This window comes from Streptomyces sp. NPDC045022 (assembly GCF_056432605.1).
Window position 1 is genome coordinate 271,968 of record NZ_JBWKIR010000006.1, and the last position, 26,636, is coordinate 298,603.

Here is a 26,636-nt window from a genome sequence, read left to right on the forward strand (position 1 = left end):
AGGTGCGTGCGCCCCCGTACCCTGTTCCCGTGCCGTCCTCCCGTCTCCACCGCGTCGCCGTCGTCGTGCTCGAGGGCGCCAAGCCGCTCGATGTCGGCATTCCGGCGCAGGTGTTCACGACACGCGCGAGCATGCCGTACGAGGTGCGGGTGTGCGGTGCCGCACCTGGACCCATGACCGGTGGCGACGGTCTGTCGTACCACGTCGCGTACGGCCTCGAAGCGCTCGACTGGGCCGACATCGTCTTCATCCCCGGTTACCGGTTCCCGGACCGCGACGACCCGCCGGCTGCCGTCGCCGACGCGCTGATCGCCGCGCACAGCCGGGGAGCGCGGCTCGCCGCCATCTCCACGGGTGCCTTCGCGCTCGCCGCGACGGGCCTGCTGGACGGCAAGCGCGCCACCACCCACTGGCACTACACCCGCGCCTTCGCCACGAGGCATCCGCGCGTCAGAGTCGACGAGAACGTGCTCTTCGTCGACGAGGGCAGCGTGCTGACGTCGGCCGGCGCCGCCTCCGGCATCGACCTGTGCCTGCACATCCTGCGCCGCGATCTCGGCGTGGCCGCGTCCAACCACGCGGCCCGCCGGCTGGTCGCGGCCCCCTACCGCAGCGGCGGCCAGGCACAGTACGTACCGCGCAGCCTGCCCGAACCGCTCGGCGAGCGGTTCGCCGCCACCCGTGAGTGGGCCCTGCGCCGGCTCGACGAGCCCCTCGGCCTCGAGAGGCTGGCACAGCACGCGGCGGTCTCGCCCCGCACGTTCTCCCGCCGCTTCGCCGAGGACACCGGCTGCACGCCGATGCAGTGGGTCATGCGCGCCCGCATCGACATGGCCCGTGAGCTGCTGGAACGTTCGGAACGCAGCGTCGAGCGGATCGCCGACGACGTCGGTCTCGGTTCCGGCGCGAATCTGCGGTCGCACTTCCAGCGCATCCTCGGCACCACACCGAGCGAGTACCGGCGCACCTTCACCCGGGGCGAGTAACCACGCCGCCTGCCGCCTGGCGCGATCCTTTCGAACCATGGCGCTCACGCCACTGCCACCGGCCGGTCCGGCGCGCGAGCCTGGTCACGGACGAAGGGACACCACTCATGACTCGCATCGCCGTCAACGGATTCGGCCGCATCGGACGCAACGTGCTGCGCGCACTGCTCGAACGCTCCAGCGACCTCGAGATCGTCGCCGTGAACGACCTCACGGAGCCCGCGACCCTCGCCCGGCTGCTCGCCTACGACACGACGGCCGGCCGGCTCGGCCGCCCGGTGACCGCCGACGGCGACGCCCTCGTCGTCGACGGCCGCCGCATCCGGGTGCTCGCCGAACGCGAACCGGCGCGGCTGCCGTGGGCCGAGCTGGGCGTCGACATCGTGCTCGAGGCGACCGGCCGCTTCACCTCGGCCAAGGCCGCCCGCGCGCACCTCGACGGGGGGGCGAAGAAGGTCCTCGTCAGCGCGCCGTCCGACGGCGCCGATGTGACGCTCGCCTTCGGAGTGAACACCGATGCCTACGACCCGGACGTGCACACGATCATCTCGAACGCCTCCTGCACGACCAACGCGCTCGCGCCGCTGGCCTCGGTGCTCGACGACCTCGCCGGGGTCGAGCACGGGTTCATGACCACGGTGCACGCCTACACCCAGGAGCAGAATTTGCAGGACGGTCCGCACCGTGACGCCCGTCGGGCCCGCGCCGCCGCCGTCAACATCGTGCCGACCACGACGGGCGCGGCGAAGGCGATCGGCCTCGTGCTGCCGAACCTCGACGGCAGGCTGTCGGGCGACTCCATCCGCGTACCGGTTCCGGTGGGCTCGATCGTGGAACTCAACACGACCGTCACCCGCGACGTGACACGCGACCAGGTCCTCACCGCTTACCGCGATGCCGCGGACGGGCCGCTCGCCGGCATCCTCGAGTACGCGGACGACCCGCTGGTGTCCTCCGACATCGTCGGCAACCCGGCTTCGTCCGTCTTCGACTCGGCCCTCACCCGCGTCGACGGCCGTCACATCAAGGTGGTCGCCTGGTACGACAACGAGTGGGGATTCTCCCACCGCGTGGTGGACACGCTGGGGCTCCTCGCCGCCGGTTGAGCCGTACGCGGGCAGGATGCGGCCAGACTCGACGAACTGTCGTGTCCGGTCGCGCCCGAAGGGAACCCCCTCCGCCCATGCATATCGATCTGACAGGACGCACCGCCCTGGTCACCGGCTCCACGCAGGGCATCGGTGCGGCCATCGCCGTCGCCCTCGCCCGGGCGGGGGCCCGCGTGGGCGTCAACGGCCGCGACGAGGCATCGGCCACGACCGGGGGAGCCCTGCGCGTCGACGGCGGGTACATCGACGCGATCCTTCCCTGAGCGTCCCGCGGGCCGCAGCCGCCTCCCGGACGGCGTGGCGGCGGGCGCTACCGGAGCGGGATGTCGATCCCGTGTTCGTCCACGGGACGAGGACCGCGGATGCGCCGGTCGGCCTCGATGATGGCGACGTCGTTGATGCTCGCCTCGCGGCGCCGCATCAGGCCGCGCTCGTCGAACTCCCACAGTTCGTTGCCGTAACTGCGCCACCACTGGCCTGCCGCGTCGTGACACTCGTACTGGAAGCGTACGGCGATCCGGTTCTCGTGGAACGCCCAGAGGCTCTTGCGCAGCGCGTAGTCCAGTTCGCGTTCCCACTTCCGCGTCAGGAAGGCGACGATCTCCTCGCGGCCGCTGACGAACGTGTCCCGGTTCCGCCACGTCGAGTCCGGCGTGTAGGCCGCCGCCACCCGGTGGGGATCGCGGGTGTTCCACGCGTCCTCGGCGGCCTGGACCTTCCGCAGGGCGGTCTCCCGCGTGAACGGTGGGTAGGGCGGGCGGTCTTCCGGCACGGCGGCCTCCTCATATCGAGAACGAACGTTCTCCGCTGGGGACTAAGGTAGGGAACGATCGTTCTCAAGGTCAAGGAGCCCGGATGCCCGCCCCGATCACCGCGGAACAGAACCGCCTCGACCGCGAGGCACTCCTCGACGCGGCGGAGAGGCTGTTCTACGAGCGGGGCATCCAGGCGGTCGGCATGGATGAGGTCCGCGCGGCATCCGGTCTGCCACTGAAGCGGATCTACCGGTTCTTCGCGGCGAAGGAGGATCTCGTCGTGGCGATGCTCGAACGTCGCGACCGACGCTGGAGAGCCGACCTGGCCGCCCACGTGGAACGGGCCCCGGATCCCCGCGAGCGCGTACTCGCGCTGTTCGACTGGCTTGCCGAGTGGTTCGCGCAGCCCGGTTTCCGCGGATGCGCCTGGATCAACGCCTACGGCGAACTCGGCTCGTCCTCCGAGGCGGTGCTGGCCGAAGTCCGTTCGCACAAGCAGGCCTTCCACGACCAGATCGCCGTATGGGTCCGCGCCGCCGGGGTGCCGGTGGCCGAACCGGTCGTCCTCCTGGCGGAAGGGGCCATCGTGACGGCCGGCATCAGCGGCGACCCCGCCCCGGCCCGCCATGCCCGCGCGGCTGTCGCGACACTGCTCGGCACGCCCTGCTGAAACGCCGTGCGGGCGCCCGGTGACCCGGGACGTCCACACGGCGTTTCGCCATGACCGTGGCACAGGCGAGTTTCTTGGTCATGGTCGGCCCTCGCCGCCGACCTGCTGTGATGTGCCCCACCTGCTCTTGTCCTGGCGGGGAAGGCGTCCCTAAGTTCGCTCGTATGCCCCCGCACGACCTCACCCCTCCGGCCCAGCCGGTCGACTTCGCCGTCGATCTCACCAGCCATGAAATGCTTCGGCGGACCCACGTCATGGACGCACTCGGCCCCGACTGGGACCCCGTCGAGATGCTGCGCCGCGAGGATGCGGCGTACGACCTGCTGTACTCCGGCCTCGACGAGGAACAGCAACGGCTGTACGACACCCTCGTTGCGGCCGGTGTCCTGCAGCGACGCGGGGACGGCCGTGCTTCCGCTTGACCCCCAGGCGGACATCGGGCGTCGCGCCTGGGTGACCTGCCCGAACTGCGAGGACCACCGGGGCTGCGCCACCTGCGAACAGCGCCGCAGGTGCTCGGACCACTGGCGCTACCTGCTCGCCAACACCGGCAGCCTGCTCCACCTGCAGTGCCCCTCGTGCACCCACATCTGGGACCACGAGACGGGCTTCGGTGCCACCCGCACCTCTTGGACGCGTACGGCCGGCGACCCACCACGACGGTGAACGGGCACCGTCCGGTGATTCTCGGACGGGCTCCACCGGCGAGATCATCGCGTCCCGGCTGGTGGTCGCCCTCTTCCTCGCCGACCTGGTGTGGTGGCCCCGCAGACGAGCCCGCCTGCCGGCCCGGGCCGATCGGGCGGCGGCGCCGGTCGGCCGCGCGACGGGCTACTCCTGACGAGCCGAGCCGGTCATCCACGGTCGCCGTCACATACGGATCTCGGCGGGGGACCGCCCTCGGGCAGCTGCTGCTCCGCCCAGATGGTCTTGCCCGTGGCGGTGTACCGGGTGCCCCAGCGCTGGGCCACCTGCGCGACCAGGAACAGGCCGCGGCCTCCCTCGTCGGTGCTCCGGGCGCGGCGCAGGTGCGGGGAGGTGTTGCTGGAGTCCGACACCTCGCAGATGAGCGTCCGTTCGTGCACCAGACGCAGGCTGATCGGCCCGGAGGCGTGGGTGATGGCGTTGGTGACCAGTTCGCTCACGATCAGCTCGGTGGTGAAGGCGACGTCCTCCAGTCCCCACGCGGCCAACTGGCACGTGGCCTTGTCGCGTGTCTCGCCCACCGCCCGGGGGTCGGCGGGCACCTCCCAGGAGGCCACGCGGTCGGGGGTGAGGGCGCGGGTCCGGGCGATGAGGAAGGCGACGTCGTCGCGTGGGTGGTCCGGCAGCAGGATGCGGACCATCGTGTCGCAGATCTCCTCCAGCGGCCGGTCGGGGTGGGCCAGGGCGAAGCAGAGCCGTTCGAAGCCGACGTCGACATCACGGTCCGAGGCCTCGATCAGGCCGTCGGTGTAGAGGGCGACGACGCTGCCCTCCTCCAGCTCGATCTCGGCCGACTCGAAGGGCAGACCGCCCAGTCCCAGCGGAGGGCCCGCGGGAATGTCGGGCAGTTCGACGGGCTCGCTGAGGTGGGCGATGGCGGGGGTGGGATGCCCGGCTCGCGCCACGTTGAGTTTCCGCGAGATCGGGTCGTAGACGGCGTAGACGCAGGTCGCGCCGATCACCAGCGGGCTGTCCGGGGCCGCTTCCGCCTCCTCCGCCAGGCGCAGGACGAGGTCGTCGACGTGAGCGAGGAGTTCGTCGGGGGGCAGGTCCAGGTCGGCGAGGGTCTGTACGGCCGCCCGCAGCCGGCCCATGCTGGCCGCGGCGTGGATGCCGTGGCCGACGACATCCCCCACGACCAGGGCGACGCGGGCGCCGGACAGCGGGATCACGTCGAACCAGTCGCCGCCCACACCCGCCTCGGCGTCGGTCGGCAGATAGCGGTAGGCGACCTCGACGGCGCAGTGATCGGGCAGGTCGGGGGGAAGGAGGCTGGTCTGGAGGGCGAGGGCGGCGTTGTGCTCGCGTACGAAACGCCGGGCGTTGTCCACGCACACCGCCGCGCGGGCCACCAGCTCCTCGACGAGCAGAAGATCCTCCTCGTCGAGCGGGTCGGGGTTCTCCCAGCGCAGCAGCGTCACCACTCCCATGGTCACGCCCCGCGCCCGCAGCGGTACCACCAGGTGGGTGTGCACGCCGAGCTGGACGAGCCTGGCCAGGCGCTGCGGATCTCCGGCGAGCCACCAGGTCGTCGGGCCCAGCACCGGATCGCGGATCGGCCGGCCGGTGGTCAGACAGCGTTGCTGCGGGGACTTGGGCGGGTACTGGGCGGGCTCCCCGATGCGCACGACCGCCTCCGGCACCTCCTCGCGGATCGACAGGTGCGCCGCCCGCCGCAGTGTGCCGTGCGGGACCGGTCCTGGAGCCAGCTCCTTGGCCGCGAGGACGCCCTGGAAGAGGTCGATCGCGACGAAGTCGGCGAGCTGGGGCACAAGGACCTCGGCCAGTTCCTGCACGGTGCGGTCGAGGTCCAGCGTGGTCCCGATGCGCTGCGCCGCCTCGTTGACCAGGGCCAGCCGCTCGCGGGCCCGGTCCTGGGCGGTGAACTCGACGGCGGTGTGGCACACACCGAGCGTCCTGCCCTCGAGGTTCCGCAGGGGGAACGACGAGCGGAGCCTGAGGTGGTCCTGCGAGTTCCGGCGGGACATGCCGGGCGGGGGCGTCACATGCTCCAGGGCCGGCGTGACCCGGCCCCACATCAGCACCTGACGCGCCTGCCAGTCCACGGCCGGCGGCACCTGCCCCGGGGACGCGGCGGTGCCGTCGGACCCGTTGTGCCGGGACAGTCCCTCCATCGCCTCCAGCACCCGGTTCGCCCACTGGAACCGCAGTTCGGTGTCGAGGACCCCGATGCCGATCGGCGACTCCTCCAGCAGGCCGTGCACCACCGCCTGGTCCAACTCCCACTGGCGTGAGGCGGCTACGTCACAGGCCGCGGCGAGCCAGCCGGAGCCCTGCTCCGCGCGCAGCGGACACGCCCGCACGGCCAGCTGCACCTGGTGGCCCGCACGATGACGCAGGCTGACCAGACCCTCCCAGCCGTCCTCGACCCGCCGCGCCCCGGACAGCGCGGACGCCGGTGAGTCCTCGCTCGCCAGGATCGAGGTGACCGGCCGTCCCAGCACGTCGGCCGCCGGATACCCGAGCAGAGCCTGTGCCCTTCCGCTCCAGTAGCGGATCATGCCGTGCACGTCCACCAGGACGACGGCGGCCGACGTGATGCCGAACGGATCGCCCCGGTGCTCGTTCGCCGTATCCCTGAGACCCATGGTGTCGGCCCCATCCGCGGGCGGGTTTCCTTGCACCACGGTCTCACATGGCCCCCCGGTGTGTCCTCGCGTCCGCCGCGCCCCCGGTCAGCGGGTACAGAGATTCCTCAGCCGAAAACGTCCGTTGGCATGGACCTGACGCAAAGGGATGGCTAGGCTCTGCTCCGCCACACGTGAGAGCGCTCTCAGAAATCGGCTGTTCCTCCCCCCACCCCTGGAACGACGAAGGGCAACTCCCATGAGACGCGGAAGACTTACGCAAGTCGCCCTGGCCGCACTCCTGGTCCTCGGCGGATTGAGCGCGGCGGGAACGTTCCCCGCCGCGGCGAACGGCTCCACCGCCGGGCCCGCGGGCTCCTCCGAGCCCCCCGCGGCCTCCCCGCCGGTCTCGGACGGACTCGTGACCGCCATGCGGCGCGATCTCGGTCTGACGCGGGAACAGGCCGAAGCAAGGCTCGCGGCCGAGCGGACCGCCACGGCTCTCGCCCCGAAGACGCGCCGGCTGGCCGGGGACGCCTATGCGGGCTCGTGGTTCGACGCCGCGAGCGGGCGCCTGACGGTGGCCCTGACTTCGGACGCCTCGACGGCCACGCGCCGGGCGATCAGGGCGGCCGGTGCCGACATCCGCGCGGCCGAGCACACCGCCCGGCAGCTCGACGCGGTCAAGGCGCATCTCGACCGGTTGCCCGCCCCCTCCGGGGTCAGTGGCTGGCATGTCGACCCGAGGGCAGGCGCGATCGTCGTCGACATCGTCCGGGACGAGCGCTCTGACAACGATGTCCACCGCTTCCTGGCCCGTGCCCGCGAGGCGGGCCCCGTCACCGTCGAGACCGTCGCCACGGCCCCTCGGACCTTCGCCGCGGGCACGGTCGGCGGCGACCCCTACTACACGGGCAACGTCCGCTGTTCCATAGGCTTCTCGGTGTACGGCGGCTTCGTGACCGCCGGGCACTGCGGGCAGCCCGGCGCCGGCGTCAGCGGCTGGGACGGCTCCTACATCGGCACCTTCCAGGGCTCCTCGTTCCCGGACAACGACTACGCCTGGGTGAGCGTGGGCAGCGGCTGGTGGACGGTTCCGGTCGTGCTGGGCTGGGGCACGGTACCCGACCAGCTCGTGCGCGGCTCGGCCGTGGCGCCCGTCGGTTCCTCCGTCTGCCGTTCCGGATCGACGTCGCACTGGCACTGCGGGACGGTGCTGGCGACGAACGAGACCGTCAACTACAGCCAGGGCGCGGTGCACGAGCTGACGAAGACGAGCGTCTGCGCCGAGCCCGGCGACTCCGGAGGCTCCTTCATCAGCGGGGACCAGGCCCAGGGCGTCACCTCGGGCGGCTGGGGCAACTGCGCCGGCGGCGGCGAGACCTGGTTCCAGCCGGTCAACGAGATCCTCAACCGCTACGGCCTGACCCTGCACACGTACACCGGCTGAGCCTCTCCCACGTAAGCCGCCTGACCGAGCACTCGTGCACCGGCCAGTACCGCACACATACACCGCGTGGCCCACACACATGCACCGGCCGGTACCGCACACATACACCGGCCTATGACCGCCGGGTCGTCAAGGTCGACGAGGCCCGCGTCCGCGCGGCCAACCGGGTGCTCATCGCCGCGTCCCGCACCATCGGCGCACCGGTGAGACTCCCGCTGGAGCAGTATGTGTCGATCCGTGCCACGACACCGGGCTACACCGACCGCTACATCCGTCACTCCGACAGGCTCGGCTACACCGAGGTGGTCGGCTCCGGCAGTGGACCCGCTGAAGCAGGACGCCACCTGGAAGGTGAAGCCGGGTCTGGCGAACAGGCTCTGCTACTCCTTCGAGTCGCGCAACTTCCCAGGCGAGTACCTGCGGCACCGCGACTTCCGCGTCCGGCGCGAGGCGGCTGACGACTCCGCGCTGTACAGGGCGGACGCGACCTGGTGCCCGGTCCGGGGCAGCGGAGGCGTCAGGCTGTTCGCGGCCGGCTTCCCCGGCCAGTACCTGCGGCACATCGATGCCGAACTCTGGCTGGCCTCGATGCCGAACTCTGGCTGGCCCGGCCGGGCGGCACACACACCTGGGACAACCCGAGCACCTTCACCGAAGACACCACCTGGGCCATCACGGCTCCCTGGGCGCCCTGAAGGCTCCCAGGTCCTTCCGGCCGGGTGCTCCGGTTCCGGGCCGTGCGGCCCGGAGCCGGACGGTTGGCCCGTCCGCAGCAGGGCACTCGGCGTGGGCCCCTCGTAGGCCCGAGCAACCGGAGGCACGTGTGGCGGTACGTCATCGACTGATCAAGGCGAGTCCCGCCGTGGTGTGGGACGTCCTCGCCGACGGCAGCCGGTACGCGGAGTGGGTGGTGGGAACCGCGTCCTCCCACCCGAAGCTCGGCCAGTGGCCACAGCAGGAGGCATCCATCGGATACCAGGTCCGGCTGGGACCGTTCCGGCTCGGCAACGAGACGGTCGTACGGCGCTGCCGGGAGGGATCCATCCTGGAGCTGGAGGCACACGCCGGCTTCCTCGGCACCGCCCGTATCGCGATCGAGCTGCGGGAGTGGGGCAAGTACTGCCTGGTCATCGTCGACGAGCACCCGCTCCAGGGGGCTGGCGGCGTCCTGCACAACTGGGGATTCGAGGCGCTGATCCAGCTCCGCCACCGCGCCATGCTCGCCCGGCTCGCCAAGGCATGCGAGAACGGTCAACGCAGCCCGGAACCTTCCGTACTGCAGTCGCGGGACGGAACACGGCAGGCGCGGGGCGCGGCGGGAGCCGATCATGCCTGACGCCGTCGTGATCGGCGCCGGGCCCAACGGTCTGGTGGCCGCCAACGCACTCGCGGACGCGGGGTGGAGCGTCCAGGTGCTGGAGGCGCAGCCCGAGCCGGGCGGCGGGGTCCGTCACGACCGAGGGGTCCACCCCGACTTCGTCAACGACCTCTTCAGCTCCTTCTACCCCCTGGCCGCCGCGTCCCCCGTACTGTCCGCGCTCCGCCTGCAGGACCACGGGCTGCGCTGGAGCCACGCCCCGCGGGTGCTGGCGCATCCGCTGAGCGACGGCCGGTGCGCCGTGCTGGACCGGCGGATCGACGCCACCGCCGACTCGCTGGAGGCGTTCGCACCGGGCGACGGAGCGGCCTGGCGGCGGCTCTTCGGCCTGTGGCAGACCGTGCGCCCGGATCTGCTGGACGCCCTGTTCACCCCGTTCCCGCCGGTCCGGGCCACGGCCCGGCTGGTCCGCACGCTCCGGGCCGCGGGCGGTCTGCGCACGGCACGGTCCCTGATCCTTCCGGTGCGCCGGATGGGGGAGGAGGAGTTCCGCGGCGAGGGCGGCCGGCTGCTGCTCGCCGGGAACGCCCTGCACGCGGATCTCGCCCCCGAGTCGGCGGGCAGCGGTGGCTTCGGCTGGCTGATGTCGATGCTGGGACAGACGTACGGCTTTCCCGTGCCGGTCGGCGGCTCGGGCGCGCTGACCGAGGCGCTGGTCCATCGACTGCGGGCACACGGGGGAGAGCTGCGCTGCGGAGAGCGGGTGGAGAGCATCGCCGTACGCGACGGGCGGGCAGTGGGGGTGCGGACCGCCGCCGGGGAGACGGTGCCCGCGCTGCGGGCCGTGCTGGCCGACGTGGCCGTGCCCGTCCTCTACCAGGAACTCGTCGGCGCCGAGCACCTGCCCGCACAGCTGATGGAGGACCTGCGGCGCTTCCAGTGGGACTTCGCCACCTTCAAGGTCGACTGGGCGCTCGACGGCCCGGTGCCGTGGCAGGCCGAGCGAGCCTGCCAGGCCGGGACCGTCCACCTGGCCGACGGCATGGACGAGCTGACCCGCTTCGCCGCACAGATCGCCATGCACCAGGTGCCCGACCGTCCCTTCGCCCTGTTCGGGCAGATGACCACATCGGACGCCACCCGTTCCCCCCAGGGCACCGAGTCGGCCTGGGCGTACACGCACGTCCCGCGCGACATCCGGGCGGACGCCGGCGACGAGGGCATCACCGGTGACTGGAGCCCGGCGGACCAGGAGCGCATGGCGGACCGCGTGGAACGGCAGGTCGAGCGGTTCGCCCCCGGCTTCCGCTCCCGCATCCGCGCCCGCCGTGTCCTCGCGCCGCCCACCCTCCAGGCGCTGGACGCCAACCTCATGGGCGGCGCCATCAACGGGGGCACCACCAACCTCCACCAGCAGCTCGTCTTCCGGCCGGTACCCGGCACCGGGCGTCCGGAGACCCCCCTCCCGGGTCTCTTCCTCGCCTCCGCCGGAGCCCACCCCGGCGGAGGCGTGCACGGCGCCCCCGGCGCCAATGCCGCCCGTGCTGCACTGCGCGCCCACCGGGCACTCCCGCTGGCCCGCGCCCAGCGCCTCCTGACCCGCCGGGACCGGACCGGGCGCAAGCGCACCCGTCCGGCTGAACGCGCATCCGAACGCCCCGCGCGAGGGGAAGAGGTGGACACAGGCGGTATCCACCGGTCCGACGCGGCCGGTACCCGGCCACACAGCGGAGAACGGCATGAGTGAGTACCAGGACGGTCCCGATCGCCGGCACCGGCGCCCGCACGGCGTCGACGACAAGACCGTCGAAGCCCTCGGGTCGCTCTCGAAGGCCCTGGAGACCACCGAACGGGCGCGCGGCCATCTCTACAGCTTTCACCAGCTGACCGGCGGTGCCGACCTGGAACTCGACCGGGCGGTACGGCTCCTGCGCGAGGCCGGGCATCAGGAATGGGCCGACAAGGTGGAGGCCGAGATCCTGGGCCGCAACGTCATCCCCGGCCACTGGACGTTCCAGATCGTCGAGGCCTACAACGACACCTACTACCGGCCGTTCCAGGAGCTGGAACGCAGCGCTCTGAACGAACTCGCCCAGGGCCGGGACCACCTCTACGAAGCGGCGATGAAGGAAGCCCGCCGCACCGGCGGTCACCCCGATCACACGGCCCTGCCGCCGGCCGTGGAGAGCTGACCGCGCCGGGGAGCCCCTCGGAGTGAGGAGCACCCGGCAGCAGAGAAAGGCGCACCCGTGTTCAGCAGCCCTCTGAGGAACCGGACGGTCGTGGTGACCGGGGCCGCCCGCGGACTGGGCGCCGCCCTCGCGTACGAGGTCGCCCGGCGGGGCGCGAGACCGGCGCTCCTCGGCCATGAGAAGGACCTGCTGGAGGCGGCCGCCGCCCGGATGCCCACGCCGGCCCTGGCGATCGAGGTCGACGTGACCGATCTGCCCGCCCTGCGGGCGGCCGCGCAGGAGGTGCGCCGGCGCCTCGGCCGTCCATCCGTCGTGATCGCCAACGCCGGCGTCGCGCTCGGCGGCCCCTTCGACGCCAACGACCCGGCCGACTGGCGCCGCGTGATCGACGTGAACCTCACCGGCAGCGCGCAGACCGTACGCGCCTTCCTGCCCGACCTGTACGCGACGGCGGGCTACTACCTGCAGATCGCCTCTCTGGCCTCGCTCGGCGCGGCCCCGCTCATGAGCGCCTACTGCGCCTCGAAGGCCGGTGCCGAGGCCTTCGCACACTCCCTGCGCGCCGAAGTGGCGCACCGGGGCGTCGCCGTGGGCATCGGCTACCTCAACTGGACCGCCACCGACATGGTGCGCGACGCCGACCAGCACGCGGTGCTGCGCGAACTACGCGCCGGGATGCCTCGGCCCGCCCGCCGCGTGACGGGTGCGGACGCGGTCGCCGCCCGGCTCGTGCGCGGCCTGGAGCGGCGGCGCACGGCCATCTACGCGCCGCCGTGGCTGCGGCTGGTCCAGCCGGTGCGCGCGGGCCTCCCCCCGGTGGTGCTGCGCGTGTCCCGCCGGGACCTGCCCCGTCTGGAGGCGGAGGAACCCTTCGTCTCCACCGGGTTGCTCGGTGCGGGGGGCGATGCCGACCGGGCGGCCACGGGGCACGCCTCCTGACGGCCGCACACCGGCGACAAGACGGGCAGGGAAAGGAGTGACAGCCATGGCCGGCAAGAAGCCCAAGGGCTCGGACGAACAGCTGGGCAAGGGCGACAAGGTGGCCTGGAAGAGCCACGGATCGACCACGGAGGGAAAGGTCGAGCGCAGGATCACCCGGCGGACGAAGGCGGCCGGCCGCACGGTCGACGCCTCACCGGAGGAGCCCCAGTACGAGGTCCGCAGTGCCAAGTCCGGCAGATCCGCGGTCCACAAGTCCTCCGCCCTCCGCAAGAAGTGAGCCCACACACCCACAGCTCACCGAAGGACGGCGATCATGCAGACCTTCCTGCCCGATCCCGACTTCCGGCGCACCGCGCTCCTGCTGGACCGCCGCCGCCTGGGCAAACAGCGGGTCGAGGCGCTGCAGGTCCTGCGCGGTCTGACCGTCCCCGGGTACGGCTGGCGCCGGCATCCCGCCGTACGCATGTGGCGCGGATACGAGGAGGCGCTGGTCCGGTACGGTCTGGAGATCTGCCGGGTGTGGCGGGAACGGGGACACCAGGACAGCTGTGCGGCCTCGCTGGTCGCCGGCTACGCCGGTTGCCGCCCCGGTGCCCCCGTACGCGATCAGCGCGCCCTCTCGGCTGCCGGGGAGCTGCCGCCCTGGCTCGGTGACGAGGACTTCCACCGCAGCCACCAGTCGGCACTCGTCCGCAAGGACCGGGACGCGTACGTGAACGAGTTCCCGGGCGTACCCGACGACCTGCCCTACGTGTGGCCGCCGTCCGACCGGGAAGGCGAGGAGATGCCCGCCCGCCCGTGAGGGCGGGGGAGCGGTGAGAGACGGAGGGGCCGTGCTCGCGGACCTGCGCGCCCAGCTGGGCACCATGATCTTCCGCCAGGTCGCGGGCCCCGGCGGACGGGCGGTCAGGGCACGGATCCACGAGTCGCCGGGCCCGCGCTGGTTCGCGCCCGGCCGTCCCATCCGCACCGTGCACGGCGATGCCTCGATGTTCATCGGGGGCGTCGGCGCACTACTCCTGCAGTCCCTGCACCCGCTGGCCATGGCGGCCGTGGCGGCCCACTCCGGTTTCCGCGGCGACCCGTGGGGCCGGCTCCAGCGCACCAGCGCCTTCCTGGCAGTGACCACGTACGGTACGGCGGCCGACGCCCAGGCGGCCGTCGACCGGGTCCGGGGCATCCACGAGCAGATCCGCGGGACGGCGCCACAAGGCCAGCGGTACCACGCGGCCGACCCCCATCTGCTCGGATGGGTGCACGCGGCCGAGACGGAGTGCTTCCTGCGCGCTCACGAGCGCTTCGGCCGCGACCCGCTGGACCCGGCCGGTTACGACGCCTACGTCGCCGACACCGCGGTCGTCGCCGAGGCGCTGGGAGTGATCGACCCGCCGCGCGACCGCCGTGACCTGTCCCGGCGCCTGGCCGCCTACCGGCCCGAACTCCGTACCACCCCCGAGGCCTGGGCCGTGGCCCGCTTCCTGCTGGTGGATCCGCCCCTGCCGCTCGCCGTGCGCCCCGCCTACGGCGTGCTGGCCGCGAACGCCGTCGCGCTGCTCCCGTCCTGGGCCCGGCGCCGGCTACGGCTGCCTCGCGTACCGCTCGTCGAGGACCTCACGGTGGTTCCGGCGGGGCGCCTGCTCACGAGGACCGTTCGTTGGGCGATGGCCCCGGACCGGTCCGCCGAGAGGCCGCCGCCGTCGGCGTCGTAGCCGCACCTCGCCTCCGGACCAGCCATGATCACGCGTTTGGGCGCGAGTGCTCCCGCCCGTGGCGGTAACCCGTGGCCGGAGGTGAGGTCTCCTGCCAGGCCGGTGTATCAGGAGGTGCCGCGGCCGGTTCCCGAACCGGCCGCGGCCCACAGGCGGGAACCGGCGCAGGCCACCGCGGATCGACGGCTCATAGATCACCCGGGCGGCACAGCGGCGGTGCCGAGTCCGCTTCGAAGGCCCCCGCACGGTGCGGACCGTCAATGCCGCGGAGTGAGGATGTCCTGCAGCAGAGCGCCGTAGCGTGCGACGAGGTCGTCGCGACCGGTGCGCAGCAGGCCTTCGTCCCTCGCCACCCACAGCGCGTACAGCAGGCCTCCGGCCAGGGAGGCCGCCAGCCGTGCACGCAGGTCGGCGTCGGGCCCGGACAGACGGTTGCGCAGGGGCTCGATGAGCACCATCTCGTGGGTCTCGCGCAGACGGTGGCGGATCTGCGGCTCGTTGCTGCCGTGCACCAGCGCCAGAAAGATGCCGCGGGCGGATCCGTCGAGGTCGAGCAGGAGCGCGGCGAGCCGCTCTCCCAGCCGCTCCAACGGGACGTCGAGCAGCGGCTCGTCGTCGATCGTCAGGTGCATCGTCTCCAGGAACAACAGCTCCTTGCTCTTGAAGTGGCGGATCACCAGCGCCGGGTCTGTCCCGGCGTCCGCCGCGATCCGGCGGACCGTGGTCCGGGCGAACCCGTGGTCCCGGAACAAGCGGGTGGCGGCGGTGCGGATGGCCTCGCGCGTGGGGGAAGCGGATCCGGTCGACAGCATGGGGCCAGGATAGGCGGCGCGGAGTTCCGCCTCCCGGCGCTCCGGGACGCCGGCGGCTCCCAACCGGCCCCAGCCGGGCGGGCGTTGCCCGCCCCGCGATTACATGAGCATTTCAAGAAGTTCGGTCAACAATGTTGACTCCGCGTTCCGGCGCCCGCACATTACCTATCGGTAGAACCCAGCGGTAATCCCGCGACCGGCACTTCACGGCCGCCGTCGTGCGTGCGCCCCCTCACCCACGCACCGCCGGCCGGCACCTCCCCCTGCTCGAGCCGCCGCATTCTCGCGCACCAGCACACATCCGGGCACCGCCCTGTCCATGTGCTCCGTGTCCCCACCACGAGAAGTGAGAGACCATGCCCCTGCCTGCCTTGCGTCGTGTCCTCGCCGCCACCTCAGCGGTCGCCTGCGCGGTGGCCCTCAGCCTCGCCGCCGCTCCCGCCCACGCCACGGCGTCCCTGAACTACGTGGCACTCGGCGACAGTTACAGCGCCGCCTCGGGCGTCCTGCCCGTCGACCCCACCAACCTGCTGTGCCTGCGCTCCACGGCCAACTACCCGCATGTCCTCGCCTCCCGTACGGGAGCCCGGCTGACCGACGTCACCTGCGGCGCGGCGCAGACCAAGGACTTCACCGAGGCCCAGTACCCCGGGGTCGCTCCCCAGGCCGAGGCGGTCACCTCGGACACCGACGTGGTGACGTTCACGATCGGCGGCAACGACAACGGCACCTTCATCAACGCCATGGCGGCCTGCGGTACCGCGGGCGTTCTCAGCGGCGGCAAGGGCAGCCCGTGCAAGGACCGGTACGGCACCTCCTTCGACGACGCGATCGACGCGAACACCTACCCCGGGCTCACAGCCGCTCTGCGCAGCGTCCGGAACAGGGCCCCCAACGCCCGTGTGGCGGTCCTCGGTTACCCGTGGATCACGCCCGCCGCAGCCGATCCCGCCTGCTTCGCCAAACTGCCGATCGCCTCCGGGGACGTGCCGTACGTGCACGCCCTGCAGGCGCACCTCAACGTCGTCGTCCAGCGCGCCGCCGAGGAGGCCGGGGCCACGTACGTCGACTTCGCCCAGGCGTCCGAGGGCCACGACGCGTGCAAGGCCGTCGGCACGCGGTGGATCGAGCCGCTCCTCTTCGGCCGGAGTGTTGTCCCGGTCCACCCCAACGCCCTCGGCGAACAGCGCATGGCCGAGCGCGCCATGACCGTCCTCGGCCTCGGCTGAGACACCGACGCGCCCGATCGGCACCGAAACAGCCCGCGGCTTCCGCGACCGCGCCGCCGTCGTCCCCGGACGAGGGTGGCGCGCTCGCACGCCCGGGCGGCTCGCGAGGACGCCTCCCCGCAGGGTGCCGGGTGATGCCTCAGGTGGTGCTGACGACACAGCGGCGTGTGGCGTTGATGCGCGGGTAGGAGCGGGTGGTATCAAGGGGGACCCGGCGCGCTCAAATGAGCGAAATTCATCACAAAGTGTGATTTTCCAGGCTTGCCAGCGGCTGATCAGGGGAACCCGGACCACGCCGGCGGCCCGTCACCCCGCCAGCGGGTGACGTACCGGCGGCTGTGGACCGATCGCAAGGGGAGTAACCGTGACAGCGCGCCTCGGTGCAGAAGAAGAGTTCCATGTGCTCGACGTGGAGAGCGGGCATCTCGCGCCACGCGCTGACGAGCTGCTCGGCCGCATCGGCAGACCGGGCTTCACCAGCGAACTGCAGCAGTCGATGGTGGAGAGCAACAGCGGCGTACACGACACACTCGACGGCTTGTGGCGGGACCTCGCCACGTCCCGGCGCCGTCTCGACGAGGCGGCGGCCACCCTCGGCCTCGCGGTCGTGGCCGCCGGAACCGTTCCGCTGGCCGGCGTCGGATCACGGGACGTCACGGCCGACCCCCGTTACCAGCGCATGGCCGACGACTACCGTCTCGTCGCCGACGAACAGCTGATCTGCAGTGCGCAGATCCACGTCGACGTGCCCGACCGGGACACCGCCGTCCGCGCGATGTGCCTGGTCTCGCCCTGGCTGCCGCCGCTGCTGGCCCTCTCCGCCAGCTCGCCGTTCTGGCTCGGCTCCGACACCGGCTACGCCAGCTGGCGGACCATGCTGTGGCAGCGGTGGCCGACCGCGGGACCGGCAGGCTGCCATCCGGACGCCGCCGATTACGACAGGACCCTCGCGGAACTGATCCGTTCGGGCGTCATCAGTGACGCGGGCATGATCTACCACGACGTCCGGCCCTCCGCCCACCAGCGCACACTGGAACTGCGGATCTGCGACGCCTGCCCCCGGGTGGAGACCGTGGTGCTGGTCGCGGGTCTCTTCCGGGCCCTGGTGCGCGATGCCTGCGAGCGCCTGGAGCGTGCGGACGGTCCCCTGTGCGACGGCCGTCACGACTGGCTGCGGGCCGCCACCTGGCGAGCGGCCCGCTCGGGGCTGGAAGGTGACCTGGTCGACCCTGTGACGCGCGCCGCGGCACCCGCCCCGGCCGTGCTGACCAGCATGCTGGCCAGGCTGCGTCCGGCGCTGGAGGCGTCCGGCGACTGGGAGACCGTGCACGGACTGCTCGAGGAGGCGCTGGCCGCGGGCACCGCGGCGCACCGGCTGCGCCGGGCGGCCCAGGCCGAGGATCTGCTCGCCAGCATCGACCTGATGGTGGCCGAGACCCGCGGCGAACGGCGGACGCCGCGCCCGACGGCCCGTCCACAGCGCCCCACCGCACGGCTGAACACCCTCGCTGCCCACCCGTACCCGGGCAGGTCCGCCGCCCCGACACCGAGCGCATGATCCACCCGCACCACCAGCGGTCCCCGGACCGGCCCGGCCACACGGCCCGGACGACCGGCGACCGTTGCCCGATCAAGGAGAGTCACACCCCCATGCTCACGAAACAGGATCCCCCGACCCCCGACCATCCGTTCCCCGGACACCCGGCGCGAACCGGACTGTCCGGACGCCGGACCCGCCGCACGGGCCGTACCGTTCGGCCCGCAGCCCGGGGGAAGGGGACCCTCTGATGTGCGGACTCAGCGGAGAGATACGGTTCGACGGCGACCGCCCGGACATCGCGGCGGTGGAACGGATGACCGACCGGCTCGCGCCGCGCGGCCCCGACGGGCGCGGCCTGTGGTCGCAGGGACCGGTGGCTCTCGGCCACCGCCGACTGAAGATCATCGACTTGTCGGAGAGCGGCGCCCAGCCCATGGCCGACCCCCGTGCGAGGATCGCCGGCGTCTTCAACGGCTGCGTGTACAACTACCGCGAACTGCGCGACGAACTCCGCGCGCTCGGCCACGAGTTCTTCTCCGATTCCGACACCGAGGTGGTGCTCGCGGCCTACCGGCAGTGGGGAGCCGACTGCGTCCAGCACTTCTACGGCATGTTCGCCTTCGCGATCGTCGAGCTGGACAGCGGACGCCTGGTACTGGCCCGCGACCGGCTCGGCATCAAACCGCTGTACCTGACGCAGACGCCCGACCGGCTGCGGTTCGCCTCCTCGTTGCCGGCCCTGCTGGCGGGCGGCGGCGTCGACACCTCCCTCGACCCGGTGGCCCTGCACCAGTACTTCAGCTGGCACGCGACCGTGGCCGCACCCCACACCGTCCTCAACGGCGTGCGCAAGCTGCCCCCGGCCACCGTGCGAGTCGTCGAACCGGACGGCACCCACCGCGACCACTGCTACTGGCAGCCCGCGTACACGCGCCGCCCGGAGCACGCCGGCCTGAGCGCCGAGGAGTGGACGGACCGGGTGCTGGACGCGCTGCGCACCGCTGTGCGCCGCCGCATGGTGGCCGACGTACCCGTGGGTGTGCTGCTCTCCGGCGGCCTGGACTCCAGCCTCATCGTCGCCCTGCTGGCCGACGAGGGACAGCACGACCTCGCGACCTTCAGCGTCGGGTTCGAGTCCGAGGGAGGCGAGGAGGGGGACGAGTTCCACTACTCCGACCTCGTGGCGCGCCACTTCGACACCCGCCACCACCAGCTCATGGTGCCTTCCGACCGGGTGTCGGGGGCCCTGGAGTCGGCGGTGCTCGCCATGAGTGAACCCATGATGAGCCACGACGTGGTGGCCTTCCATCTGCTGTCCGAGCAGGTCGCCAAGGAGGTGAAGGTCGTCCAGAGCGGTCAGGGCGCCGACGAGGTGTTCGCGGGCTACCACTGGTACCCGGCGATGGCGGACGTGCCCCGGCCCCGGGCCGCACAGGCGTACATCGACACCTACTTCGACCGGTCCCACGCCGAGCTGTCCCGCATCCTGGAGCCCGGCTACCTGCCCGAGCGGGACGCCTCCGCCGAGTTCGTGCGCGCCCACATGGCGGCCGAGGGCGCCGAAACGGCGCTGGACGCCGACCTCCGGCTGGACACACACGTGATGATGGTCGACGATCCGGTCAAACGCGTGGACAACATGACGATGGACTGGGGCCTGGAGGCCCGGGTGCCCTTCCTGGACCACGAGCTGGTCGAGCTGGCCGCCGCCTGCCCGCCCGAGCTGAAGCTCGCCGACGGCGGAAAGGGCGTCCTCAAGGCCGCCGGACGCAAGGTCCTCCCACGGGAGGTCGTCGACCGGCCCAAGGGCTACTTCCCGGTCCCGGCGATCAAGCACATGGCAGGCCCGGTGCTGCAGCGGGTCCGCGAGGCGCTCACCGCCCCGGAAGCCGAGAAACGCGGCGTCTTCCGCCAGGAGTACGTCGCCGAACTGCTCGCGGCACCCAACGCGCACCACACCCGGCGAGGAGCGAACGCACTGTGGCAGGTAGCGCTGCTGGAGACATGGCTGCAGACGCACGGCATCCGCTGACCCCGACGGGCCCGGGCGCCGCGGGGCCGACGGCTCCAGCCGTCGGCCCCGCCCCGGACGGGCGCCTCACCGGCCGTGAACGGCGGGAGGGCACCCCCCGCACCCGCGAGCACGCACGGCCGGAGCCCGCCGGGGGACCGGCGGCGACGGCGGCCCACCCGGCGCCGGAGTTCGCCATGGGACCGACGCTCGCCACGGGACCGACCGTCACGGCCGCCCACCCGGCGCCGCACCTCACCACGGGGCCGGAGACCACGCTGGCCCACCGGCTCACCATGGAGCCGACGGCGGCCCACCCGGCGCCGGAGCCCGTCCCCCTGCCCGACACGTCCGCCCCGCTGGACGTGCCCCAGCCGCTGATCGCACACGGCTGCTGGTATCCGTCCGCGGACCCCGAGGGCCGGTGCGTCGCCTTCATCTGTGACCGCACCGGTGTGCCGCAGCTGTGGGCCGGCCCCGTGGACGGCGACGAGGTGCATCTGCTGGACGCCGACCCGGACCCGGTGATCGAGGTGTCCTGGTCTCCCGACGGCCGGTGGATCGCCTACACCACCGCCCCCGGAGGCGGTGAACTCACCCGCGTCCTGTGCGTGCGCCCCGACGGCACCGGCCGGCGCCTGCTGGCCGGAGGCGAACCGGGCGCCTCCGCCCACCTCGGCTGCTGGTCCCCTGACGGCTCGGCCGTCGCGGTGACCGTGGCCGAACCCGCACCCGCCGGCCTCGCGCACACCGAACACGAAGGACCGACCGCGACGACGGACCCACCGGTACCGGCCCACACCGGCGGCTGGACCGGTCGCGACGGCCGGGCGATCCTCCTGGGCGGGACACCGCTCACCTCCGCCTCCCACGAGCAGCCGCGAAGGACCGTGGTCCACGGGACCCGCGGCGCGCCCTCGGGGGGCCCGGGTCACCGCACCCTGGCGGCGTACATCATCGACCCCGAAGGCGGCACCGCGCCGGTGCTGCTCGCGAGCGAAGCCGGGGCGCCGACCCTGCGCGTGTGCGCCCTGAGCCGGGACCGCGAGCTCGCCCTGGTGCGGCGGGGACCACGGGGCGGCCGCGAGGCACTCGTCGTACGCCTGCGGGACCGCACGGTCACCGGCCTCGTCCGCGCAGCCGACGGCGACCCGTGGATCGGCGGCTTCTCGCCGGACGGCCGCACCCTGTGGGTGCGCAGCGACGCCGGACGCGAGTTCGCCGCCCTGGTCGCGATCCGGCTCGGCCCGCGGGGGCAGTGGCTGGGCCGGCGTGTCGTCGCGGCCCGGCCGGGCTGCGACCTGGAACTGCTGGTCCTCGGCCGGGCAGGGCGCAGCGCCGTGCTGTCGTGGAACGTGCGGGGTGTCAGCGAGCTGGAGGTCACCACCCTGGACCCGGCCGCAGCGGAAGGACATGGCGCGGGGCTCCCCGAGCCGCCCGCCCCGGCAGGCCCGTCCCATGCCCTCACGCTGCCCCACGAGGTGGTCACCCGGATAGCGCCCACCCCGGCTGCCGAGGGCCCCGTGGTGGCGCTGTCGGGTTCCCGGCGGCGGCCGGGAGTGTGGTGGCTGCACCAGGGCGTGGCGCTGCGCACGCCCTGGTCCTCGCGCGACGAGGACGCTGTTCCCGGCGGCCGCCCGCCCGTACGGCCGGTTCCCCTGCGCCCCGTCGCGCGGGACGGACTGGCCCTGGGCGGCTGGTACTACCGCGCACCGGGCCGGTCCCCGGAGGAGGCGGCGCCCTGTGTCCTGCATCTGCACGGTGGTCCCGAGGAGCAGGAGCGCCCGGTGCTGGACCCGCTCTACCACGAACTGCTCGGCCGGGGACTGGACGTCTTCGCCCCCGACATCCGCGGCTCGTCCGGGTACGGTCGTTCCTTCGTCGACGCGGACCTCGCCGAAGGCCGCTTCGCCGCGCTCGACGACGTCGCCGACTGCGCGGCCCACGTGGTCGTGGCAGGCCTGGCCGACCCGCGACGCCTCGCGGTGATGGGCCGTTCCTACGGCGGCTATCTGACCATGGCCTCCCTCGTCCGGCATCCGGACCTGTTCCGCACCGGTGTCGCGGTGTGCGGGATGTCGGACCTGACCACCTTCTTCGCCGGCACCGAGCCCTGGCTTGCCGAGTCGGCCGCCCACAAGTACGGGCACCCGGAACGCGACCACGAACTGCTGCGGGCGCTGTCACCGATGAGCCGTATCGACGCGCTGCGCGTCCCCGTGCTGGCCGTGCACGGCGAACACGACACCAACGTGCCCGTGGGGGAGTCGGAACAGTTCGTCAGGGCGGCGAGGGAACGCGGGCTGGACGCCGAACTCCTGCTGCTGCACGAGGAGGGCCACGAGTTCCGTCGCGCGGACAACCGCCGCCTCTTCCGCCGTACCGCCGCCGACTGGATCCAACGGCACGTGACGACCTGATCCTCGGGCGCCGTCGGGGCGGTCCCCGGACGCCGGTCACCGGCGCCCCGCACGGTCCGGGCCGCCCGGCAACACGCCGAAACCGCGGGTGCCGACGTCGTTCTGGCCGCCGTCCCTCCAGACCTGCTGCGCATCCTGACCATCGTCGGCCTCGACCAGATCTTCACGGTCCAGGCCGGCCGCGAGGCATCCGATGCCTGACTCCCCGCCCCGCGAACGACCGCGCGACGAGCAGGCGTAGGGCTCTCCTCCAGGGGCAAGCGGGAGATGCCCGAACTCCGGTGCACTCTGGAAGGAGAAATCGTGTCATTCTTGTGGGCCATCATCGCGGGACTCATCATCGGCCTGCTCGCCAAGCTGGTCCTCCCGGGGCGCCAGCCCATCCCGCTCTGGCTGACGGTGATCTTCGGCATCATCGGCGCGGTCGCCGGCAACGCGCTCGCCACCGCCTTCGGCGTACGGGACACCGGTGGCGTCGACTGGATCCGTCACATCTTCCAGATAGGTGTCGCGGCCGTCCTCATCGCTTTCGTCACCCCGCTCTGGGCCCGACGACACGCCTGATCCCCCACTGGGAACGCGGGTCCCGCGGCGCCGCGGGACCCGCGGCCCACGTCGACCGACCGGACGCGGAGGGTGCTCGCAGCGCCGTCATGGTGCCTGTCGAGCGCTGCCTCTCATCCCGAACACGGCGTTCAGCGGCTGCGGATGGCGGTGGTGGCGAGGAACCCGGTTGCTGCGGCGGTGAGGAGAGCGCACAGGGCGAGAACGGTGCTACGGCGCATCGGGAGGCCTTTCTGGTGGCAACGGATCGGTGCCTTGGACAACGGCGACAAGGCCGAATTCGTCTCGCCCATGCCGAAGATGCAACCCGCATGGACGCCCCGTCCGCCCGGCCGCTGCCCGGCGCCGAGCGTCGGTCAGGTCTGCCGGGCGTGCATCGGGCTGTTGGTGACCTCGTCCGGGCACTTGCGGTGCGGCCGGCGCTTCTGCCGGTCGCGCCGCAGGTCGAACGTCGCGAGGGCCAGGGACGCCGCCATGCCGACCAGGGCGGAGCCCAGCGCGGTCACGAGCGCGGCGCGGTAGTCGTTGCTCCTGCCGAGCACCAGGTAGAAGAGGCCGGGCAGCGCGGCGGTCCCCACCGCGGCGCCGAGCCGCTGCCCGGTCTGCAGGGCGCCGCCCGCCGCGCCCGCCATGCGCACGGGCACGTCCCGCAGGGTCATGGTGATGTTCGGCGAGACCACGAAGCCACCGCCGATGCCACCGAGGAACAACAGAGGGGCGGCGAGCCAGGGAGCGCTGTGGAGGGGCGCGAAGCGGAGCAGCAGCGCGGTGCCGCCCAGGCCGACGAGCACGCCGGTGAGGCCGCACACGGTGAGCAGGCGGCCGAACCGGTCCACCAGCCGGCCGGCGATGACCGCCGCGCTCGCCGAACCGAGGGCGAAGGGGGTCACGGCGAGGCCGGACCGGAGGGGGGAGAAGTCGAGGCCGCGCTGGTAGAAGAGGGCGAAGACCAGCCAGACGCCACTGAAGCCGATGAAGTACAAGGTGCCGACGCCGGCGCCGACGGCGTAGCCGCGCACCGTGGTGAACAGGCGCGGGTCGAGCAGCGGCTGGGCGTCGCGGGCCACGAGCCGGCGCTGCCACTGGACGAAGAGGACGAGGACCGCGGCACCGGCGAGGAACAGCCACCACAGGCGGCCGATGCCGCCGGAGTCCGCCTGGACCAGCGGATACATGAGCGCCAGCACGCCGAGGCCGAGGAGCAGGACGCCGGGCAGGTCCACGTGCCCCCGGCCGGACCGCCGGGTGCGGGGCAGCAGGCGGCGGCCGAGGAGGACGGCGAGGATGCCGATGGGGACGTTGACGTAGAAGATCCACCGCCAGCCCTGGGCGCCGGAGGCCAGGGCGAGGATGGCGCCGCCGGTGATGGGGCCGGCGGCCGAGGAGATACCGACGGTCGCGCCGAAGAAGCCGAAGGCGCGGCCGCGTTCGGCGCCGCGGAACATCTGCTGGATGAGCGCGGAGTTCTGGGGAGCCATGAAGCCGGCCGCCAGCCCTTGGGCGAGCCGGGCCACCACCAGCAGCGTGATGTCGGGGGCCGCCCCGCAGACCGCGCTGAAGACCACGAAGCCGCCGAGGGCCAGCAGGAAGATGCGGCGCCGGTCCAGGGCGTCGCCGAGGCGCCCGGCGGTGACGAGCGCGAGGGCGAAGGTGAGGGCGTATCCGGACACCACCCACTGCACCTGCGCGGGGGAGGCGTGCAGGCTGCGCTGGATGGTAGGCAGGGCGACGGCCACGATCGTCACGTCCAGCAGACTCATGAAGCCGGCCACCAAGGTGACCCACAGGGCCCGCCACCGCTGGGCGTCCGGCTCGTATCCGGCCTCCTGAGCGCCCGGGTCACGACCGCCCGCCGCCGACGCCGACGCTGTCACTTGGGCTCCTCTCACAGGGCAGCACCCGGGCCGATCAGGTTCCCCCACCGCGGCACGGGCACACACCAACCCGCGAAAAGGCCGTGACCGTCACCCTCGGTAGCCGCCCCGGGGTCGCGCGAAGGGGTCAGTTTGAGCAAGCGAGAACTGCGCAGGTGTTCTTCCTGGTAATGCGACCGGCGAAAGGAAATCCGTCATGGCGGCGACCGACAAGGACGAGTCGGTGGACCCCGCCGCGATCAGCCGCCACAGGGTGCTGTTCCGCGCGATCGAGAGGCGACGCAACCCGAAGCTGCGCCGCAGCGACATCACCGTGACCGACGAGGCGGCGGTCAAACGGGCCACCAAGGCCGCCGCCCTCGGCAACGCGATGGAATGGTACGACTTCGGCATCTACAGCTATCTCGCCCCGACCCTGGGGAAGGTCTTCTTCCCCTCGGGCAGCGACACCGCCCAGCTGCTCAGCTCCTTCGCGACATTCGCGGTGGCCTTCCTGGTGCGTCCCGTCGGCGGAATGGTCTTCGGGCCGCTCGGCGACAGGATCGGCCGAAAGCGCATCCTCTCCATCACCATGATCATGATGGCGGTGGGCACCTTCGCCATCGGCCTCATCCCCTCGCACGCCGGCATCGGCCTCTGGGCCCCGGCCCTGCTGATCTTCTTCCGGCTGGTGCAGGGCTTCTCCACCGGCGGGGAGTACGGGGGCGCCTCGACCTTCATCGCGGAGTACGCACCCGACAAGCGGCGCGGCTTCTTCGGCAGCTTCCTGGAGTTCGGCACGCTCGCCGGGTACGTCGGCGCCTCCGGTCTCGTCGTCATCCTCACCGGCGTCTTCAGCGAGGACCAGATGCTGCAGTGGGGCTGGCGCGTCCCCTTCCTGGTCGCGGCCCCGCTCGGCTTCATCGGCCTCTACCTGCGGCTCAAGCTGGACGAGACGCCGGCCTTCCTGAAGCTGGAGGGCGGCCAGGGCAAGGCGAGCGAGGCCGCCGACGCCGTGGAGACCTCGGCCACCGCCGACCTCGGCAAGATCTTCACGCGCCACTGGCAGCCGCTGCTGCTGTGCCTCGCGCTCGTCGCGGCGTACAACATCACCGACTACATGCTGCTCTCCTACATGCCGACGTACCTGTCCGACGAACTCGGCTACGGGACCAACCACGGCCTGCTCATCCTGCTCATCGTGATGGTCCTCCAGATGTGCGTCATCAACCAGGTCGGACGGCTCTCGGACCGCTTCGGGCGCAAACCGCTGCTGATGACCGGGATGCTCGGCTTCCTCGTCCTCTCCGTGCCGTCCTTCCTCCTCATCAGGCAGGGCAACGTCGTCCTCATCACCCTGGGCCTGCTCCTGATGGGCCTCTCGCTGGTGGCGATGCTCGGCACGATGTCGGCGGCGCTCCCGGCGATCTTTCCCACCCAGGTCCGCTACGGCTCCCTCTCGGTCGCCTACAACCTCTCCACCTCGGTCTTCGGTGGTACCACCCCCCTGGTGATCACCGCCCTGATCAGCGCCTTCGACACCAACCTCATGCCGGCCTACTACGCCACGGCCGCCGCGGCCGTCGGCGTCGTCGCCGTCCTGTGCATGAGGGAAACCGCCAACAAGCCCCTGGCCGGCTCCCCGCCCTCCGTCGAGACGGAGGAAGAGGCCGCCGAACTCGTCCACACGCGGTCCCCCGCCCCCAGGTTCTGACCGGGCGCAAGGGCCGGGCCCACAGGGCTGGTTGTGCGGCTGGGGCCAACAAGAGCGGGACGCTCCCGC

24 protein-coding genes and 2 pseudogenes are annotated in these 26,636 nt (G+C 72.4%); 22 read left to right on the forward strand and 4 right to left on the reverse strand.

The window, feature by feature from the left end; all coding sequences use genetic code 11:
* Nucleotides 1–29 precede the first annotated feature (29 nt).
* The 3 genes and pseudogenes from AC07C1_RS14265 to AC07C1_RS14275 form a co-directional block, all read left to right on the forward strand.
* The gene (locus AC07C1_RS14265; protein ID WP_478938957.1) at nt 30–986 is read left to right on the forward strand and encodes a GlxA family transcriptional regulator; all 957 of its coding nucleotides are present in this window, start codon (nt 30–32) and stop codon (nt 984–986) included.
* Nucleotides 987–1,093: 107 nt separating this feature from the next.
* Complete coding sequence (gene gap, locus AC07C1_RS14270; protein WP_478938958.1) at nt 1,094–2,092, forward strand: type I glyceraldehyde-3-phosphate dehydrogenase; 999 nt, start codon at nt 1,094–1,096, stop codon at nt 2,090–2,092.
* A 77-nt stretch (nt 2,093–2,169) separates the two neighbouring features.
* Nucleotides 2,170–2,292 (forward strand): annotated as a pseudogene (locus tag AC07C1_RS14275) (SDR family NAD(P)-dependent oxidoreductase); the annotation flags it as partial.
* 113 nt (nt 2,293–2,405) lie between these two features.
* Here the strand turns inward: AC07C1_RS14275 and AC07C1_RS14280 are convergent.
* Nucleotides 2,406–2,867 (reverse strand): nuclear transport factor 2 family protein, encoded by a 462-nt coding sequence (locus tag AC07C1_RS14280; protein WP_478938959.1) that lies wholly within the window; start codon nt 2,865–2,867, stop codon nt 2,406–2,408.
* An 83-nt stretch (nt 2,868–2,950) separates the two neighbouring features.
* Here AC07C1_RS14280 and AC07C1_RS14285 point away from each other — a divergent pair, with 83 nt between their 5' ends.
* From AC07C1_RS14285 to AC07C1_RS14300, 4 genes are all read left to right on the forward strand, one after another.
* Nucleotides 2,951–3,520 carry a TetR/AcrR family transcriptional regulator gene (locus AC07C1_RS14285; RefSeq protein ID WP_478938960.1) on the forward strand — a complete coding sequence of 190 codons (570 nt, stop codon included), beginning with the start codon at nt 2,951–2,953 and terminating at the stop codon, nt 3,518–3,520.
* Between the two features lie 164 nt (nt 3,521–3,684).
* Nucleotides 3,685–3,942: a DUF6400 family protein gene (locus AC07C1_RS14290; protein ID WP_478938961.1), complete on the forward strand. Its 258-nt coding sequence runs from the start codon at nt 3,685–3,687 to the stop codon at nt 3,940–3,942.
* Nucleotides 3,929–4,186 (forward strand): hypothetical protein, encoded by a 258-nt coding sequence (locus AC07C1_RS14295; RefSeq protein ID WP_478938962.1) that lies wholly within the window; start codon nt 3,929–3,931, stop codon nt 4,184–4,186. The genes AC07C1_RS14290 and AC07C1_RS14295 overlap by 14 nt, the downstream gene beginning before the upstream one ends.
* Entirely contained in the window at nt 4,134–4,361 is a 228-nt protein-coding gene (locus tag AC07C1_RS14300; RefSeq protein WP_478939039.1) for a hypothetical protein, read from the forward strand. Before AC07C1_RS14295 ends, AC07C1_RS14300 begins: the two co-directional genes overlap by 53 nt.
* Before the next feature lie 13 nt (nt 4,362–4,374).
* On the opposite strand, the gene AC07C1_RS14305 is transcribed toward AC07C1_RS14300, so the two are convergent.
* A complete protein-coding gene (locus AC07C1_RS14305) occupies nt 4,375–6,834 on the reverse strand; it encodes a SpoIIE family protein phosphatase (protein ID WP_478938963.1) in 2,460 nt (819 codons plus the stop codon).
* Nucleotides 6,835–7,072: 238 nt separating this feature from the next.
* On the opposite strand from AC07C1_RS14305, the gene AC07C1_RS14310 reads away from it, so the two are divergent.
* The 9 genes and pseudogenes from AC07C1_RS14310 (at nt 7,073) to AC07C1_RS14350 (ending at nt 14,424) form a co-directional block, all read left to right on the forward strand.
* A complete protein-coding gene (locus AC07C1_RS14310; protein ID WP_478938964.1) occupies nt 7,073–8,263 on the forward strand; it encodes a S1 family peptidase in 1,191 nt (396 codons plus the stop codon).
* 113 nt (nt 8,264–8,376) lie between these two features.
* A pseudogene (locus tag AC07C1_RS14315) lies at nt 8,377–8,958 on the forward strand (AbfB domain-containing protein); the annotation flags it as partial.
* 128 nt (nt 8,959–9,086) lie between these two features.
* Nucleotides 9,087–9,599, forward strand: a complete 513-nt coding sequence (locus tag AC07C1_RS14320) for an SRPBCC family protein (protein WP_478938965.1) — start codon at nt 9,087–9,089, stop codon at nt 9,597–9,599.
* Nucleotides 9,592–11,328, forward strand: a complete 1,737-nt coding sequence (locus tag AC07C1_RS14325; RefSeq protein ID WP_478938966.1) for a phytoene desaturase family protein — start codon at nt 9,592–9,594, stop codon at nt 11,326–11,328. The genes AC07C1_RS14320 and AC07C1_RS14325 overlap by 8 nt, the downstream gene beginning before the upstream one ends.
* Nucleotides 11,321–11,773, forward strand: a complete 453-nt coding sequence (locus tag AC07C1_RS14330; protein ID WP_478938967.1) for a hypothetical protein — start codon at nt 11,321–11,323, stop codon at nt 11,771–11,773. Before AC07C1_RS14325 ends, AC07C1_RS14330 begins: the two co-directional genes overlap by 8 nt.
* A gap of 57 nt (nt 11,774–11,830) precedes the next feature.
* A complete protein-coding gene (locus AC07C1_RS14335; RefSeq protein ID WP_478938968.1) occupies nt 11,831–12,712 on the forward strand; it encodes an SDR family oxidoreductase in 882 nt (293 codons plus the stop codon).
* Nucleotides 12,713–12,758: 46 nt separating this feature from the next.
* The gene (locus tag AC07C1_RS14340) at nt 12,759–12,992 is read left to right on the forward strand and encodes a hypervirulence associated TUDOR domain-containing protein (RefSeq protein WP_478938969.1); all 234 of its coding nucleotides are present in this window, start codon (nt 12,759–12,761) and stop codon (nt 12,990–12,992) included.
* 36 nt (nt 12,993–13,028) lie between these two features.
* Nucleotides 13,029–13,517: an MSMEG_6728 family protein gene (locus AC07C1_RS14345; RefSeq protein ID WP_478938970.1), complete on the forward strand. Its 489-nt coding sequence runs from the start codon at nt 13,029–13,031 to the stop codon at nt 13,515–13,517.
* Nucleotides 13,518–13,581: 64 nt separating this feature from the next.
* A complete protein-coding gene (locus AC07C1_RS14350; protein ID WP_478939031.1) occupies nt 13,582–14,424 on the forward strand; it encodes an oxygenase MpaB family protein in 843 nt (280 codons plus the stop codon).
* A gap of 257 nt (nt 14,425–14,681) precedes the next feature.
* Here AC07C1_RS14350 and AC07C1_RS14355 read toward each other — a convergent pair whose 3' ends face one another.
* Nucleotides 14,682–15,236 (reverse strand): TetR/AcrR family transcriptional regulator, encoded by a 555-nt coding sequence (locus AC07C1_RS14355; RefSeq protein WP_478938971.1) that lies wholly within the window; start codon nt 15,234–15,236, stop codon nt 14,682–14,684.
* Between the two features lie 356 nt (nt 15,237–15,592).
* Here AC07C1_RS14355 and AC07C1_RS14360 point away from each other — a divergent pair, with 356 nt between their 5' ends.
* The 5 genes from AC07C1_RS14360 to AC07C1_RS14380 all read left to right on the forward strand — a co-directional run bounded on the left by AC07C1_RS14360 (nt 15,593) and on the right by AC07C1_RS14380 (nt 23,000).
* Nucleotides 15,593–16,465: an SGNH/GDSL hydrolase family protein gene (locus tag AC07C1_RS14360; RefSeq protein WP_478938972.1), complete on the forward strand. Its 873-nt coding sequence runs from the start codon at nt 15,593–15,595 to the stop codon at nt 16,463–16,465.
* Between the two features lie 364 nt (nt 16,466–16,829).
* On the forward strand, nt 16,830–18,023 hold the full coding sequence (locus AC07C1_RS14365; protein ID WP_478938973.1) for a carboxylate-amine ligase: 1,194 nt from the start codon (nt 16,830–16,832) through the stop codon (nt 18,021–18,023).
* Nucleotides 18,024–18,252: 229 nt separating this feature from the next.
* Nucleotides 18,253–20,037 carry an N-acetylglutaminylglutamine amidotransferase gene (locus AC07C1_RS14370; RefSeq protein ID WP_478938974.1) on the forward strand — a complete coding sequence of 595 codons (1,785 nt, stop codon included), beginning with the start codon at nt 18,253–18,255 and terminating at the stop codon, nt 20,035–20,037.
* Nucleotides 20,010–22,436 (forward strand): S9 family peptidase, encoded by a 2,427-nt coding sequence (locus AC07C1_RS14375; RefSeq protein WP_478938975.1) that lies wholly within the window; start codon nt 20,010–20,012, stop codon nt 22,434–22,436. Before AC07C1_RS14370 ends, AC07C1_RS14375 begins: the two co-directional genes overlap by 28 nt.
* 303 nt (nt 22,437–22,739) lie before the next feature.
* A complete protein-coding gene (locus AC07C1_RS14380) occupies nt 22,740–23,000 on the forward strand; it encodes a GlsB/YeaQ/YmgE family stress response membrane protein (protein WP_478938976.1) in 261 nt (86 codons plus the stop codon).
* Between the two features lie 356 nt (nt 23,001–23,356).
* Here AC07C1_RS14380 and AC07C1_RS14385 read toward each other — a convergent pair whose 3' ends face one another.
* Nucleotides 23,357–24,874 (reverse strand): MFS transporter, encoded by a 1,518-nt coding sequence (locus AC07C1_RS14385; protein WP_478938977.1) that lies wholly within the window; start codon nt 24,872–24,874, stop codon nt 23,357–23,359.
* 196 nt (nt 24,875–25,070) lie between these two features.
* Between AC07C1_RS14385 and proP the strand changes: the two genes are divergently transcribed.
* Entirely contained in the window at nt 25,071–26,567 is a 1,497-nt protein-coding gene (gene proP, locus AC07C1_RS14390; RefSeq protein ID WP_478938978.1) for a glycine betaine/L-proline transporter ProP, read from the forward strand.
* Nucleotides 26,568–26,636 lie beyond the last annotated feature (69 nt).